This is a genomic window from Leucobacter sp. NPDC015123 (assembly GCF_043080205.1).
Taxonomy (GTDB): Bacteria; Actinomycetota; Actinomycetes; order Actinomycetales; family Microbacteriaceae; genus Leucobacter; species Leucobacter aridicollis_A.
The window spans coordinates 368,223-382,969 of sequence record NZ_JBIBVH010000002.1; the positions used below are offsets into that span (position 1 = coordinate 368,223).

The 14,747-nt window shown below is 65.4% G+C and carries 17 protein-coding genes; 4 read left to right on the forward strand and 13 right to left on the reverse strand.

The window, feature by feature from the left end; translation table 11 throughout:
* Window positions 1-44: 44 nt before the first annotated feature.
* Together ACF07D_RS05435 and ACF07D_RS05440 are read right to left on the reverse strand one after the other, a co-directional pair.
* Window positions 45-788, reverse strand: a complete 744-nt coding sequence (locus ACF07D_RS05435) for a class I SAM-dependent methyltransferase (protein WP_391504196.1) — start codon at window positions 786-788, stop codon at window positions 45-47.
* Complete coding sequence (locus tag ACF07D_RS05440) at window positions 785-1,768, reverse strand: NAD(P)/FAD-dependent oxidoreductase (RefSeq protein ID WP_391504197.1); 984 nt, start codon at window positions 1,766-1,768, stop codon at window positions 785-787. Before ACF07D_RS05440 ends, ACF07D_RS05435 begins: the two co-directional genes overlap by 4 nt.
* Window positions 1,769-1,855: 87 nt before the next feature.
* On the opposite strand from ACF07D_RS05440, the gene ACF07D_RS05445 reads away from it, so the two are divergent.
* Both ACF07D_RS05445 and ACF07D_RS05450 read left to right on the forward strand, forming a co-directional pair.
* Window positions 1,856-2,455, forward strand: a complete 600-nt coding sequence (locus ACF07D_RS05445) for a helix-turn-helix domain-containing protein (protein ID WP_391504198.1) — start codon at window positions 1,856-1,858, stop codon at window positions 2,453-2,455.
* A complete protein-coding gene (locus ACF07D_RS05450) occupies window positions 2,439-3,599 on the forward strand; it encodes an FAD-dependent oxidoreductase (RefSeq protein ID WP_391504199.1) in 1,161 nt (386 codons plus the stop codon). The genes ACF07D_RS05445 and ACF07D_RS05450 overlap by 17 nt, the downstream gene beginning before the upstream one ends.
* Here ACF07D_RS05450 and ACF07D_RS05455 read toward each other — a convergent pair.
* Entirely contained in the window at window positions 3,541-4,362 is an 822-nt protein-coding gene (locus ACF07D_RS05455; RefSeq protein ID WP_391504200.1) for a helix-turn-helix domain-containing protein, read from the reverse strand. The two genes, ACF07D_RS05450 and ACF07D_RS05455, sit on opposite strands and share 59 nt — an antisense overlap.
* Before the next feature lie 73 nt (window positions 4,363-4,435).
* Between ACF07D_RS05455 and ACF07D_RS05460 the strand changes: the two genes are divergently transcribed.
* Window positions 4,436-4,939, forward strand: a complete 504-nt coding sequence (locus tag ACF07D_RS05460) for a VOC family protein (protein ID WP_391504201.1) — start codon at window positions 4,436-4,438, stop codon at window positions 4,937-4,939.
* A 95-nt stretch (window positions 4,940-5,034) separates the two neighbouring features.
* Here the strand turns inward: ACF07D_RS05460 and ACF07D_RS05465 are convergent, their stop codons facing one another.
* The 8 genes from ACF07D_RS05465 to ACF07D_RS05500 all read right to left on the reverse strand — a co-directional run bounded on the left by ACF07D_RS05465 (window position 5,035) and on the right by ACF07D_RS05500 (window position 13,209).
* Window positions 5,035-5,607: a hypothetical protein gene (locus tag ACF07D_RS05465; RefSeq protein WP_391504202.1), complete on the reverse strand. Its 573-nt coding sequence runs from the start codon at window positions 5,605-5,607 to the stop codon at window positions 5,035-5,037.
* A gap of 135 nt (window positions 5,608-5,742) precedes the next feature.
* Window positions 5,743-6,366 (reverse strand): hypothetical protein, encoded by a 624-nt coding sequence (locus ACF07D_RS05470; RefSeq protein ID WP_391504203.1) that lies wholly within the window; start codon window positions 6,364-6,366, stop codon window positions 5,743-5,745.
* Between the two features lie 116 nt (window positions 6,367-6,482).
* Entirely contained in the window at window positions 6,483-8,420 is a 1,938-nt protein-coding gene (locus tag ACF07D_RS05475) for an alpha/beta hydrolase (RefSeq protein WP_391504204.1), read from the reverse strand.
* Between the two features lie 243 nt (window positions 8,421-8,663).
* The gene (locus ACF07D_RS05480) at window positions 8,664-10,019 is read right to left on the reverse strand and encodes a GntP family permease (RefSeq protein ID WP_119282749.1); all 1,356 of its coding nucleotides are present in this window, start codon (window positions 10,017-10,019) and stop codon (window positions 8,664-8,666) included.
* Between the two features lie 59 nt (window positions 10,020-10,078).
* Window positions 10,079-11,248: a glycerate kinase gene (locus ACF07D_RS05485; protein ID WP_391504205.1), complete on the reverse strand. Its 1,170-nt coding sequence runs from the start codon at window positions 11,246-11,248 to the stop codon at window positions 10,079-10,081.
* 114 nt (window positions 11,249-11,362) lie between these two features.
* Window positions 11,363-12,529 (reverse strand): CdaR family transcriptional regulator, encoded by a 1,167-nt coding sequence (locus ACF07D_RS05490; RefSeq protein ID WP_391504206.1) that lies wholly within the window; start codon window positions 12,527-12,529, stop codon window positions 11,363-11,365.
* A 3-nt stretch (window positions 12,530-12,532) separates the two neighbouring features.
* Window positions 12,533-12,835: a Dabb family protein gene (locus tag ACF07D_RS05495; protein WP_391504207.1), complete on the reverse strand. Its 303-nt coding sequence runs from the start codon at window positions 12,833-12,835 to the stop codon at window positions 12,533-12,535.
* A gap of 83 nt (window positions 12,836-12,918) precedes the next feature.
* A complete protein-coding gene (locus ACF07D_RS05500; protein WP_391504208.1) occupies window positions 12,919-13,209 on the reverse strand; it encodes a glutaredoxin family protein in 291 nt (96 codons plus the stop codon).
* A gap of 91 nt (window positions 13,210-13,300) precedes the next feature.
* Between ACF07D_RS05500 and ACF07D_RS05505 the strand changes: the two genes are divergently transcribed.
* Window positions 13,301-13,894 (forward strand): hypothetical protein, encoded by a 594-nt coding sequence (locus ACF07D_RS05505; protein WP_119282744.1) that lies wholly within the window; start codon window positions 13,301-13,303, stop codon window positions 13,892-13,894.
* A gap of 68 nt (window positions 13,895-13,962) precedes the next feature.
* Here ACF07D_RS05505 and ACF07D_RS05510 read toward each other — a convergent pair whose 3' ends face one another.
* Window positions 13,963-14,061 carry a 30S ribosomal protein bS22 gene (locus ACF07D_RS05510; protein ID WP_005504750.1) on the reverse strand — a complete coding sequence of 33 codons (99 nt, stop codon included), beginning with the start codon at window positions 14,059-14,061 and terminating at the stop codon, window positions 13,963-13,965.
* 100 nt (window positions 14,062-14,161) lie between these two features.
* Complete coding sequence (locus ACF07D_RS05515; protein WP_119282743.1) at window positions 14,162-14,626, reverse strand: helix-turn-helix transcriptional regulator; 465 nt, start codon at window positions 14,624-14,626, stop codon at window positions 14,162-14,164.
* Window positions 14,627-14,747: the final 121 nt, after the last annotated feature.

Below are 14,747 nucleotides of genomic sequence, written 5' to 3' on the forward strand. Positions count from 1 at the left end.
TGGATTGGCCACATGCTACGTCAATCCATCGGATTTCAACAGGTTCAGTCTGATGCTTCTCCGGTCAGACGCCGCGCGACAGTCACGATGTCGGTGGCAGCTACGCGCTCACCGCGGCTTGTCACTCCATCCCGAGCCCAAGATTCATTCACGACAACGTCCCAGTCAGTCGGGTCGAGCGCGAGGCCCGCAAGCTCGCTGGCGGGCGTTGGGAACGAGTCAGGGGCATGGTGGCAGTGGCCCGAGTCTTCGCCCGCTGCGGCTGCCGGCGGTGCCCCATGGGAGATCACAACGAGGTAGCCGCCTGGCACCACATGACGCGTTGCGGCGCGCAAGACATCAGTGCGGGGCAAGCGCACGGGCGACTGCAGAAAGCTTGCGGTGACGAGCTCGTACGCGTCACTGGCGCCAGCCGCGAATGTCTGCTCAGCCCATTCCGAGAGGTCTGTCACGATAAAGTGTGCGCGCAGACCGCGAGCCTGTGCCTCGTCCTTGGCGCGCGCGACGGCCGTCGGAGAAAGGTCAAGACCGGATGCGTCCCATCCTCGCTCAGCAAGCCAAAGTACGTCACCCCCCTCCCCGCAGCCAAGGTCAAGGGAGCGAGGTTGCCCGACTGCATCCCGCCTCCGAGGCCCGTCGTCGACGCAAGCCAGTGCCGATCCTGATGGGTCAACGTGCTCCGTGACAACTGCGGCGAGCGCGGCGTTCACGCTCCCCGACCAGACCCTCTCCACTCCGCCGTAGCGCTGCTCCCAGAACGCCGCGGGATCCTGCTCGTGCCCGCTCATGCGCGCCCCGCTTCCGAGGCGGCGACTGCGTCGGAAAAGTCCTCTTCGACAAGCGCAAAGTTCACGGCTCCACCGGCCCCCGCCCCGGCCCCCATAGCCATCGGGACAGTCGCCATCGGTGCGACGACGTTTCCGGCCGCCCAGATGCGCGGGTGGCTTGTGCGGCCCATCGGGTCGACTGTGAGAAAGCTGCCGAATGGCGACTCCGCGCGGTCGAGTTCCAGCCCCGAGAGGAAGTCATCGTGTGCCTGCAGGCGACTCGCCGTAAAGATTGCGTCGATGCTGTGCGAGGCGCCGCCCGTGGTCGTCACGAGCATCTCGGCTGCGGCGCCCGAGGTCACGCTTGCCACAGGATCAGGTTCGACGCGTATTCCCCGAGCACGAAGCGCACGCTCGTCGGTGGCCTCAAGCTCGCCCAGCTCTGCACCGAACACGGTGACATCGTCGCTCCACTGCCTGATGAGCTTCGCCTGGTGCATCGAGGCCGGAGAGGTCGCGAGCACCCCGAGACGGGCGCCGCGAACCTCCCAACCGTGGCAGTAGGGGCAGTGCAGGACCGTGCGCCCCCAGCGCTCGGCGAGGCCAGGAATGCCCGGGAGCCTGTCGGTCACGCCCGTCGCCACCACAAGAGCGCGGGCGGTGAGTGCAGCGGCTCGGGGTGCGAGGTCACCATCGGTGCTTCCCCCGTCCGCTGATGTCGTAACCGCAAGCCTGTCCCCCGAGTCCCGCACTGTCGCGACGCGCGCCGCGCGAAACTCGACCCCGTACGTGCGTGCCTCACGGCGCCCGCGCTCAAGGAGTTCCAGCGGTGGGGTGCCGTCGAGCCCAAGGACGTTGTGCATGTGAGACGCGAACCGGTTGCGCGGCTGACCGGCGTCGATCACGAGGGTACGTCGAAGCGAGCGTCCGAGGGCCTGCGCGGCGCTCAACCCGGCGGCGCCTGCGCCAATAACGATTGCGTCGAAGTCTGTGGTTTCCATACGTTCATGGTTCAGGATCGCATGCGATAATGGCAATCAGTATTGCGATATTGGCAAGAATTGGCACGGTGGACCCGGGAGGCTCGCATGGACGAACTCACACAGCTCGGCCCGCGCCTGCGCGCTGCGCGCCAGCGCCGCGGCATGACACTGGAGAACCTCGCTGGTCGTGCAGGCATGTCGGTGTCGACCCTGTCACGCCTCGAATCGGGTAAACGCCAGGCCAGTCTCGAGCTGCTGCTTCCGTTGACAAGGCAGCTCGGCATCCGGGTCGACGACCTACTCGCGCCGCCCACCCGCGACCCGCGAGTTCACCGCACCCCGGTCACACGGGGCGGGATGACGATAGCCCCACTCACCAGGGCTGAGTCAGACGTTCGCGCATTCAAAATCACATACAGGCCAGACGCGCCGGCGCGAGAGCCTCAGGTTCACGACGGACACGAGTGGCTCTACGTGCTCTCGGGCAAACTCAGTCTTGAGCTTGGAGAACAGCACCTCACGCTCGAGCCTGGTGAAGCCGCCGAGTTCGACACCACGGTGCCGCACCGGATGCGAGCGGCGGGCGCACACCCTGTCGAGGTCATCAGCATCTTCAACGCCGCCGGCGAACGGGTCCACGTGCACTCACCGGCGAGCGCGCAACAGTCGGGCGAGATACGCTCGGAGCATGGGCACACAGACTGACCACATCATTGTCGGCGGCGGCATCATGGGACTTTCGGCCGCCTGGCAGTTGGCCGAGCGCGGGGCGCGCGTCCACCTCATCGAGCAGCTCGACCGCCACCACGCGCGCGGCGCCTCGCACGGCTCGACGCGCAACATCAACAATGCGTATCACGAGGAGTTCTACCTCGACCTGTTCGACGAGGCGTTCGCGCTCTGGCGCGAGCTCGAAGCTGGTGTGTCAGCTCCCCTCCTTGGCCTCCACGGCCTCGTTACGCAGGGCGACGAGACTGTCGTGCTTGCTGCGCACGATGCACTCGTCGCTCGCGGCGCCGACGTCGCTCTCCTCACGCCTGCCGAGGCTAGCGAGCGCTGGGCTGGCATGCGATTCGCTGGGCCGGTCCTGCTCAGCCGACAGGCCGGAATCGGTTACGCTGCCCGGGCCCTCGACGCCCTCGAAGCCGCCGCGGTAAGCGCCGGAGTGACGATCGAGCGACATGCGCGGGTGCGCGGCATCAACCCATCGACAGAACGCGTGCGCATCGAGGTCGAGGGGGCTGACGGCGCCGTACGAACAGTCGATGCCGAAGGCGCGATCGTTGCCGCCGGCGCGTGGTCCAAGCCACTGCTCGAGGGCCTCGTCGAGCTCCCGGAGCTCACCGTCACCGAGGAGCACCCGGCGCACTTCACCCCGCGCGACCCTGCCGTGCTGTGGCCATCGTTCAACCACATGTTCACCCCCGCGGAGCTCGATGTGCGGGGAGGCAACGTCTACGGCATGCCGAGCCCTGGCGAGGGCGTCAAGGTAGGTCTGCACGCGGTCGGCCACGTCGTCGATCCGGATCAGCGCACCTTCGCCGCAACGCGCGAAGTGCGGGCGGCGGTGCGCGAGCACGTCGCCGAGTGGTTCCCTGGGATCGACCCCGACACCGGCGTCGAGATCAGCTGCACCTATACATCGACGCCGTCCGGGCGCTTCGTGCTCGACCGCGTCGGGCGCCTCACCGTCGCCGCCGGCTTCTCCGGCCACGGCTACAAGTTTGCCCCCGCGATCGGGCGGATCCTCGCGGACTCCGCTACCGGTGTCGCGCCCCCTCCGGAGAAGTTCAGGCTCCCCGCGCACGGGACCGGTACTCCCGAGGGGTCATCCCCAGAACAGCCTTGAAGTCGCGCGTGAAGTGTGCGTGATCGGCGTAGCCAGTCGCCGCGGCGATCTCGGCGATGCTTGCCGCACCGCCTGTGGCTGCGTCCTTGCCCGAACCGCCCCCGCGTAAGCACTCGGCAGCCTCCTGCAGCCGCCGCCGCTGAATCATTGAATGCAGCGAGAGCCCAAACGACCGCGCCGCGACACGCTGCAGGGTGCGCGTGGAGACGTGCAGCGCTGCCGCGAGCTGATCGACGCGCGTAATCTCGGGGTCCGCAATGAGCTCTGCGGCCCGGTTCGCGAGGAGCCCGTCGGCATCGGGCTCCGTCAGCCGGTCGCGGAGCCACCTAGTCAACGCGGCGACCGCGGCGCCTCGGCGCTCGTCTCCCGTCCAGATTGACTCAGCCATCGCCTGCACAACAGTCGCAAGTAGCCCGGGTTCGGCGAGCGTCACAGCTCCATCACGTAGCCGGGCGGGATCCGGCGCGAGCGCGGGCACCGCCGCCGGCTTGAGTAGCGCCCCGACAGCCCACCCAGACCCGGTCAGTTCCCGGCTCGATCGTCGAGTCGACGGCCCGACGAGGCTCACACTGCCAGGCTCGACGACGAGGTTGCAGGCAGGAAACGGCAGAACTTCCTGCGTGACAGTCACCCCATCAGGCAGTCGCCACTCGGGAATCCAGAACCACGTAACCCACGCGGCTACTTCTGCGGGGGCCGGCACGCGGTGAAACTCAGGGAGGCGGTCTGGGTAGAGCACTCCCCTCCGGCTCTCGATCTCCATTCGGCCTCCTCAGGCAGCGCACCTGTCACAAATGTACAAGCCGGCGAAGCCGACGCGATCCTAGGCTCACTGCATGACCACCACCGAATTCCCCGCCGCGAACGGCAAGCACACCACCGACGGGCGCCCAAACGGCGCCACCAGCCTGACACCATTCATCGCGATCCCGGGCGCGCGCGAGGCAATGGCCTTCTACCGTGACGTGTTTGGGGCCCGCGTCGTCGACGTCACAGATATCGGAGGAGCCGTCGTCCACGCCGAACTCGCCTTCGAGTTCGGTCACCTGCAACTCGGCGAGCCCTCACCCGCGTACAAGCTCGTCGCCCCGCCCGCGGGAGACGACGACTGCTACTCCCTCGGGCTCTACGTCAGCGATGCAGAGGCCGTCGTTGCCCGAGCGCTCGCGGCCGGGGCAACGCTACGCGAACCGCTCGCAAACTTCGTGTCTGGCGACCGCTTCGCAAGCATTCGCGACCCGTTTGGCGTGCGGTGGTCAGTCATGACCCGTATCGAAGACCTCTCAGAAGAAGAAAGCGCGGCGCGGGTGCGCGAATGGAGCAAGAGTTTCGGGGCATAGGCCTCGCGGCGAGGCTGCACGACCAAGGCCGGGCTGGCACACACATGCATGGTCAGGTCTAACGAGCTTCGACGCTTGGCCCCCAGAGCTTAGGGCTATCCCATTTGGGGGAACTCGATATACACGCCAGGAATAGACTCCTCGCCCGGAGGGAAGAACGAGCCCTTAGGGATCCGGTAGTCAATGTCGTCTGCCAGCTCGGGCTGGTCCGCCCAGTACAGGCCGCTCAACACCTTGAGGTTGTACTGCCCGTTATCCTGCACCTGATACACCACACTGAAGCCATCCTCAGTCACCGCATGAGCCTCAAACCTGTGCACACCCAACCCAGTCTGATTCTCGACATCAACGAGCTCGGCATCCCACCCCTTCGACTCGAAATACGCGACCATCGGCTCAGCATCCTCACGAGCACCAACCGCGCCCTCCGGTTCGATCCAACGACCAAGATCAATAAAATACGTGTTTCGGCTGTCCGCACCAGGAAGTGGAATATCAGCACGCGGCCCTCCCCATGGGCCACCGGCGCCGCCGGTGTGCCACCCCCACACCCCGTCACTGACCTGCAACTGCGCCTCGGTCAACAACTCACGCGCACGCTCATACCGCACACCGTACAAGTCAAACCGCTCCTCAGCAGACAACCCAGACACCTCAGCGCGAGTCATCCCCGACGAATCCTGAACACCCCAACTCGCCAGCCCCGGCGAACACCCGACAAGACTCAGCGCCAACAGAGCCACCAACGCTCCTGGGCGACAACCGCGGCGGGTAGCAGGAGAAGACATAGATTGAGTCACGGTCTACTTTTCATGCTCTTCCAGCTTCGGGTCACTCCACTTGGGAAACTCGACATACACGCCAGGGACCGACTCATCGTCTGGCGGGAAGAACGAATCCAGAGGTATCCGGTGGTTGATCTCTATGAGGAGTTCAGGGCGGTCCGCCCAGAAGAGGCCGCTCATCACCGACAAGTTGTACTGCCCGTTGTCCTGCACCTGATACACCACGTTGAAGCCATCCTGAGTCACCGCACGAGCCTCAAACCTGTGAGGGCCGAGCCCGGTCTGGCTCTCAATATCGGCAAGCTCGGCATCCCACCCCTTCGACTCGAAATACGCGACCATCGGCTCAGCATCCTCGCGAGCACCAACCGCGCCCTCCGGATGAATCGTGCGCGTCAAATCAATGTAATACGTGTTCCGGCTATCAGAACCCGGGAACGGGTATGCAGCATGAGGACCGCCCCGCGGTCCGCCAACACCGCCAGTCAGCCACCGCCACGGTCCAGGGGACAGCTGCAACTGTGCCTCGGTCAACAACTCGCGCGCACGCTCGTACCGCACACCATACAAATCAAACCGCTCCTCAGCCGACAACCCCGCCACCTCAGCCCGAGTCATCCCCGACGAATCCTGAACACCCATACTCACCACTCCTCCAATCCCTTCCGAACACCCAACCACGCCCAGCGCGAGGCCGGCAGCCGCCAGCGCAATCGAGAGCCGCGCGAACGCTCGCTTTAAGCCTGTCGTGTTTCGCATCACTTCTCCATCGTTCCGGCGAGCACAGCGCCACTCTCGCTGAGCGCGGTGGAGCCTACTGAGAGGTACCCAACCGTCCCGCTTAGGTTCAACGGACTCCACGAGTCCTCCTCAACGTACAGATTGTGCATCGTCGTGGCCTTAAGCGGAACGCCCCCTGGCCCCTCCGAGGGCTCCGCGCTGAGCGTGTCGAAGCCTGCGATATCGCGAGGGTCCAGGCCCTTCCCCCCTCCCTTGCCCATCCACGCGAGGTTGTCTCCCGAGGCGTGCACCGCGTACTTCTGAGTGGCGTTGATCTGGCCAGCGGTCGTGCCGTCAGCGACCCCGGCGGAGCCGAGCGTGACGAGCGCACCGACCTCAAAACTCGTCTGCTTCAGCGCCTGCACGGCGACAGTGGAGCCGTAGGAGTGGGCGAAGACCGCGAGCTGCTCGGAAGGGTTGCCATACTCGCCCCGGCTCGCGCTGATGCCGTTGAGGAACGAGGCGAGCTCCCTGGCGCCCGAATCGGCGTGACCGAGGTCTCGCACCTGGCCGACTGTTTTCGGAGAGCGATACCCGATCCAGTTCACCACGGCGAATGAGTCCGTGTCACTTTTGCGGAATGCATCCTCGTACAGCGCCTGGGCGGCCTTGTTGCCGTTGAACATGTCGCCGACGTCGGAGCCCATGCCCGAGGCGAGCACGCCGACGTTTGAAGCCACGTCGAGGTTGCCGAGAGAGATTCCCGCGACAAGTGCGCCGTCGTGGCTGCCCAGACCGACCAACTGCACAACGGGATGACCGGGAGCGCCCTTGGCATCCTCATCAGCCTCACCCAGCGCGTCATTGATCGCTTTGAGTTGACTGACGAACTCACTGTATGACACGTTCGCGAAGCCATCCGCCGCGCCGTTAAGCGAGGGGTGGCGGGAGTTCGCCGTACGCAGCGGGTCGGTGAACCCCATCAGTTCGTAGGCGATCTTCGGGTTCTCGAGGGCGTACTCTAAGAACTCCCGTGAAGCGGCGTCTTTCGCCCAGGCAGGCAGACCGCTCAGACTCGCAAGCGCGAGGAGCGCTTCGGGCGGCAGCAACCGCACGTCGGCTGGAGAAAGTCCGAGCGAGTTCCAGTACTCGGCCGCTTCTGCTGGCGAGAGCGCGCCGTCGAGCAGTTGCTTGAAGCGTGCACTCTCTGCGACGTCAAGCGCTGTCGCGCGTGCGAGAAGGTCGAGCCGCGCGTCGCTCAGGCTGCCCCCGCCCGCGCGCGCGAACTGGTCAGCGATACGGCCGATCCAGGTGGCGTCTGCGGTATTCTCGCTCACCATCCTCGGAAACCCGGAAACGAAAGACATTGTTCCGAACCGCAACCACGAACACGATGCGACGAAGCTGGCCCAGGCGTTCTGAACTGCCACAATGTGCTGCTCAAGGCGGGCGTCAAGCGAGCGCGAACGTGCGGCGAACGTGCGGAGTCGCAATGGATCAGCCGAGCTTCGCCCGCCCCGCCCGCCCCGACGAGCTGACCGCTCTCGCACCCCGGGCGCAAAGGCTCCAGAGATCTCAGGAGGCGCGATCGCATACTCGGAAGGCTTGGGGTCGAGAGCCGCGGCGCTGTCGTAAGCCGCCCCGGTCAGGTCCGCCGCTCGTTCCGCCTGGCGCTGATCCTCGCGGGCCTGCCATTCGGCGGTCTCCTGAAGCCGACGTCGCTCGTTCTCGGCACGACGCTTCGCTTCCCGAATCGCCAAAGTGAGATCCTCAAGCACACCAGCCAGTCGCAGCCTGTCTTCCAACTCCGCCGTTCGCGTCAACGCGAAAGCCTTCGAGTAGGCGCCCGCGAAGTTCACCATCGCAATTTCGGCCGCGGTGCTTCGCTCACCAGACTGGCCCCTAAGTGTGGATTCAGCACTGGTCAGCGCGTGAATCACGGCATCGGCCGCGGCATCATTGAACTCGATATTCAAGTCGCACGCTCCACATTCCCCGATCTACCGACATTTTCGACTCGACAGTATCCTCATTCCAGACATTCGATGCGTTGGTGTGTCAGTAATCAGCGCCAGTTTCCTACAGGCGTCAATACTAACAATAAACAGAACAACTATTCGATTCTGTCCACAGGTGCACTGCAATGACGAAGCCCGGGCCCGCAGGCAGCGACGTGTGATCTGCCTGCGGGCCCGGGCTGAGCGCTCGGGGAAGGTGGACTACAGCATGATGAGGCTGATCACCCAGACCGCAACGAACGCGGAGACGCCCTGAATGAGGGTCGCCGGCGTCAGCGTGCGATACGCCGTCGCGGTCGGAATCCGGCTGAACTGCGACACCACCCAGAAGTACGAGTCGTTTGCGTGCGAGACAACCATCGCACCCGCGCCGATCGCGAGCACCGAGAGCACGGCACCGATGTCGCTGCCGAGCCCGAGCGCTGGCAGCAGCGGCAGCATCATCGCAGACGTTGTCACCATCGCGACTGTCGACGATCCCTGCGCGGTCTTCAACGCCGCAGACACGATGAACGGCACCGCAATGCCGATGCCGAGCGTCGCGAGGTTGTCGGCGAGGAACGTGGTGATGCTGCTCTTGCCGAGCACGCCGCCAAAGGCAGCGCCGGCCGCGGTGATCATAAGGATCGGTGCCGAGATCGTGATGCCGTCAGCGATCTGCGCGTTGAAGCGCTCGAGCTTGCCGTTGCCTCGCAGGAGGAAGATCGCGGCGATGAGTCCGAGCGCGAGCGCCACGACGGGGGTTCCGACGAAGTTCAGTGTGGCCGCGAAGCCGCCCTCGCCAAACGGGAGCCCGGGAAGCTTCGCGATCGACGCGAGGCAGATAAGCAGGATAGGGATCAGGATCGGCAGGAACGCGACAAAACCGTTCGGGAGCTTGCCGTACGCGGCCCTGAGATCCTCGTAGCTTTCCTCAACCTCGCCCTCGGCGAGCGGCAGCAGTTCAACATCGCGCTTCAGGAAGGTGTTCGCGTAGAAGAGCGCCGCAAGGGCGGACACGGCGGCGACGATGAGGCCGAGGCCGATGAGCAGGCCGAGGTGAGAGTCGACTTCGAGGTTCGCGGCGGCGGCGAGCGGGCCCGGAGTCGGCGGCACGAGGGTGTGCGTTGCGTAGAGACCGGTCATCAGCGCGATCGACATCGCAACGAGCGACACCCCTGTTCGCTTCGCGATCGCTTTGCGCAGCGAGTTCAGGATCACGAACCCCGAGTCGCAGAACACCGGGATCGAGACGATGTACCCGATGACCGACATCGTGAGCGTCGGGAAGCGCGTTCCGATGAGCTTAATGAGCGCGTCAGCCATCGCGATCGCCGCACCCGAGCGTTCGAGGATCACACCGATCATCGTGCCGAAGAGGATCACGAGGCCGATGTTGCCAAGGGTCTTCCCGAACGACTCGGTGATTGTCGGAATGATCTCTTCAACCGGGAGTCCGAAGGCGAATGCCCCGATGAAGGCGGCGCCGAGCAGCGCGAGGAACGGGGATATCTTGAACTTGGCCGTGACCAGCACAATACTGGCGACGAGCACCAGGAGCACGATGAGATCGAGCACGGTTTCTCTCTTTCTTGAATGACGACTGTGTCAGTGTGTTGAGCCGCCCGACGGCTGTGTCAGGCGGTGGTCTCCGGCGAGATCGCGAGCGCGACAACATTCGCAGCCGTCTCTGAGATCCGGGGCTCAGCGGCTGCGACGAGGTCGGCGAGATGAGTCGGGCCTGCGGCGATCGAGAACGCGGCCGTAATTCCTGCGGCCCGGCTCTCGGCGGCTGTCAAAGCGACGGACCCAGCAATGACCACAAGCGGCACCCCGACTGGCTTGGTCCGGGCCACGAGGTCGACGACCTTGCCGTTCACCGACTGGGCGTCAAGTTGCCCTTCGCCAGTGAGCACGAGGGTCGCCCGCGCAAGAAGTTCGGGGAGCCCGATCGCTTCGGACACCAGGTCAGCCCCGGCAACCGTCTCCGCGCCGAGAAGCGCGACCGCGGTGAGGGCGATGCCGCCCGCTGCGCCGAAGCCTGGCCTATTTGTGTAATTCTCCGCTGGCAGGTCGTTGCGTTCTGCGAGCACGGTCGCGAGCATCTCAAGCCCGGCGTCGATCACCTCGATGTCCCCGGGGCTCGCGCCCTTCTGCGGCCCAAAGACTGCGGCGGCCCCGTCGGGCCCGCAGAGCGGAAACCCGACATCCACAGCAATCTTCCACGTCGCAGCCTGGGCCCGAGGGTCGAGACCCGACGCGTCGACCGCTGCGATCGAGCTGAGTCCCGCCGCGCCCGGCTTCACGTCGTTGCCACCGGCGTCGAGAAACCGGACGCCGAGCGCCCGCAGGATGCCGGTGCCCCCCTCGCTCGTCGCCGAGCCGCCAACCGAGAGCAGGATCTCGGTCACTCCGTGATCGAGCGCGTCGAGCACGAGTTGCCCGACGCCGAACGTGTCGGCCTCGAGTGGTCGAAGCGCCTCGTCGCTCACCCACGGCAAGCCGTTCGCCTCTGCCGCTTCGATGATCGCTGTCGCGCCGTCCGCGCTCACGCCGTAGCGTGCCGTGCGCGGCCGGCCGAGCGCGTCGAGCACACGCGCATCGCGCGCTTCGACCCCCCACGCTGCGAGCAGGGCGTCGAGTGTGCCTTCCCCGCCATCTGCGAGCGGAATCTCGATGTACTCTGCCGCGTCGCCAAGCACCTCGCGAGCCCCCGCGATCATCGCGCGCGCTGCCGCATCGGCGGTGCAGCTGCCCTTGAACGAGTCGGGGGCTGCAACAATCACTGGGCGTTCTTTGCCTGGCATGCGTTTCAGCCTAGGAGCGCCGAGGGCTTCCGAACAGGTGCATAGCGCACCAATGATTACCTAAAGTGCGCACGCGACTGGTGCACTATGCACCACTTCGAGTGGGGTAGTGAGTCAGCGCGTACTTGCGCTCGCCTCCCCCGCGGCCCGCTGAGCTGCGAGCGCAAGCGCGAGCACTGCCGCCTGCTCTGGAACTCGCACGTCAAAGCCGGTGCGCTCGGTTACAGTCAGAAGATGACGCCGAACTGTGTTGCGGTGGGTATACCCAGAGCGCGAGAGTTCCGCAGCAGTCCCTGTCGCGAGGTAGGCCCCAAGCGTTTCGCGCTCGCCCGCGCTCAGATCCTGCAGCAGGCCGACAAGGCTTTCCGTAAGCGTCGCCGGCAGCTGTGCTGCCGCGAGGTGCAGCAGGTGAGAGCTCGCAGCGCGCACGCCTGGCTTCAGCCACGTCGTGCGCTGAGCTGAGAGAGCGGCAAGCTGGTTTGCCTCGACCGCAAGTTTGGTCTCGCTGTGACACACACTGCCGTAGACAACGGCGGCCCCAGGCAGGAGCGCGCTGACTCGCTCGGCGAGCGCAGCGCCCGCCCCTGAGCCCGCGGCGCTCCGACTATCGGTGGCGCGCTCGACATCACTCGCCAGCACCCACAGCACGCCACGTAGCGCGCCAACGACAACGTACGGCCCGAGGGCCCCGCGCAGTCGCGCGACCCGCGCCGAGTCGAATACCGCGGCGCCCGGCACTCCGCCAACTGCCGCGGCTGGAACCATGCCCGCGACAAGCACCCACGGGCCAGCCAGCGCAGGCGCGCGCTGACCGAGCGAACCGATCGCGTCGAGCGGCCGCGAACCGTACACGAGCCGCGCGAGCACGTCGCGGTCGGCTGCATCTCGACGAGACTCCCCGGCGAGCTCAGATTCACGCTCAAACAAGAGCGCGATGGTGAGCACGAGCACAGGAGCCAGCGACTGCACCTTTTCGGGGGTGCCAGTGACTCCAACAACCCCGATCACCGTGCCGCGGTATTCAAGCGGAAGGTTCACTCCCGGCCGCTCACCCGACCGCACCGTCTCGGCGTACACGCTGACGGCCGCGTTCGTTGCCGCAGCCTCCCGGGCGCCGGGATGCATCGTTCCCACACGCGTCGCATCACTTGAGGCGATAATGAACCCTTGGGCATCCATGAGGTTCAGATTCTCTTGAATAGCCGGCGCGAGCTCGTCAACGATCCGCTGCGCGAGCGCCGAGCTCAGGTGAATCTGCTGCGGCCGCGGCTCCGCGCTCATGACTTAGACCTCGAAGTCGACCCCGGCACGACCTGCAGCGCGCTCCTTGACGAGAGCGACGACGGCGAGGTGGTCGGGGTGGGTCGCGTACACGTCGAGTGCGGCCAGATCCTCGTGGTCGCTGACGAGCACGAGGTCCCAGTTCGCGTCAGCGTTGTAGGCGTTGAGGTGCACCTCGAGCGACAGAATGCCTGGCACGGTCTCTGGCAGCGGGCGGAGCGCCTCAGCGATCTCCGCAGCCTGGCGCGCCCGGTCTTCCTGGGTCTCGCCATTCATCTTCCAGCTCACAATATGGCGTACAGTCACGGGGTCTCCTTCAACTAGTGGGGGCGCGCGACCTGAGTGGTCGAGCGCGACGTATGATGCTGAGCTAGGGTGCGCCTGGCCGGTCAGCGCCGCCAGAACAGTTTCTTGTTCCCGGCGGCACGCCTGACCGCAGTCTCGAACTTCTCGGCGTCAACGTGCCAGATCGCGTGGCGCCTGTCGCCGATGCGTACCACGGGGATGTCTTCCGAGTGCAGGCGCGCCAACTCGGCGTCCTCAAGAATGTTCAGTTCTGCAAGCTCGGTGGCGACGCCGTCAGCAGCGAGCTCAGCGCGCACCCGCTCGACGACGTCCCGTGCGTCGTCACAGAGGTGACAGCCTGGCTTACCGATGAGGGTGATGCGAACTGGTTCCACGCTGCAAGTCTAGGCCGAGGAGCCGGGCCCCGTCGTCGCGCTCCACTCCAGGGCTCGCATCGGCACGACCGTGTTGGCTAGCCTGGGTGACATGCGCAGACCTATCCAGCTCTCCGTGACCGCGGCCGCGCTCGTGCTCCTCACCGGCTGCGGTGCCGCAGCCGGCGCAGGCGGAACTCCCGGCACTGACTCTGGCACCCCAGCAGGCCCAGGCCCGTCTGAGCCGCCCGAGCCGCAGTTCAGCTTCGAGCACGTATCGTCGTGCTCCCAGGTTGAGGCCGCGGTTCAGCCTTACATCGAAGGACTCGTCCCCAACGAGGCAAACGTCGTTGATGAATGGGGCGTCAGCTGTTCATGGGAGACGGCCGATGGCGAACTCGACCCAGCGAACATTAGATCGGTATCCGTGCAACTCGCGCCCGTTGAACGTGACGCAGAAGCGCCGGACCCGAGCCTGGTCGCACAGACCGAGGGAGGCGTCGTGATCGACGACACCTGGGTCACCTCGACAGGGGGCGTCGCCTTTTCGCTCACACTCGGCACCGCGGTCGCCGGGGCCACCGCAACAACCGTGTGGGTGCCTGGTGTCGAGGCGACTATCGGCGGCGGCACATGGGATGGCTACCCGGCGCTGGACGGCCCAGCGGCGGTCGAGGTCGTGCGTGGGTTGATCACGCAGACCTGAGAAGCCGCCCGCAACGAAACAGCGGCCGGCAACGAAGTAATTCGTTGCCGGCCGCTGTTCAGTAGAAACTACTTCTTGTTGCGACGCTGGTGGCGAGTCTTCCGAAGCAGTTTGCGGTGCTTCTTCTTGGACATACGCTTGCGGCGCTTCTTGATTACTGAACCCATCAGTTACCTCACGTCTCTCGGGCCGTACGGGGCCTAACCGTAACGTGGCCCACAAGATCAACAGTCTACAACGCCAAGCTCGCTCGCGCGAACTGGCAGGTTACTCTCGCAGCTTAAACCGCGCGACGAGCTCCTTCACTCGGTGCTCGGCGACAGCCGCCGCGCGCCCGATGCGCTCCGCCGCGCTCGCCGCCTCCTCTGGCAGCACAGGCTCGTCGTCTTGCAGCCCGGCGGGACCCGTGAGCGAAGAACCATTGCCATCGAGGTACTCGACGGTTACCTCAGTCTCGAATCCGGCCGACAGGAACGGGATCACGAAGTCCTCGACCATTTCGAGCGGTTCGGCATTCAGCGAGTAGAACCGGTGCTGCCCCTCCTCGCGAACCGTGACGAGTTCGGCGTCGCGGAGCACCTTCAGGTGCTTCGAAACTGTAGGCTGGCTGATCTCAAGCTGGTTGACAATCTCGGAGACGCTCATCTCGGCATCGTCGACATGACGATCGAGCAGCACCTGCAAGATGTCACGTCTGGTCGCGTCTGCGATCACTCCGAAAATGTCTGGCATAGACACCAGGGTATCCCGACCAGTGTGTAGCATGACAACATTGACCCCAACCGTTCGCTGAAAGAAGGAGAAGTGAGCTCAAGCGCACTGACGAACAGGGCTCCCTTTCAGGGGAATAGGC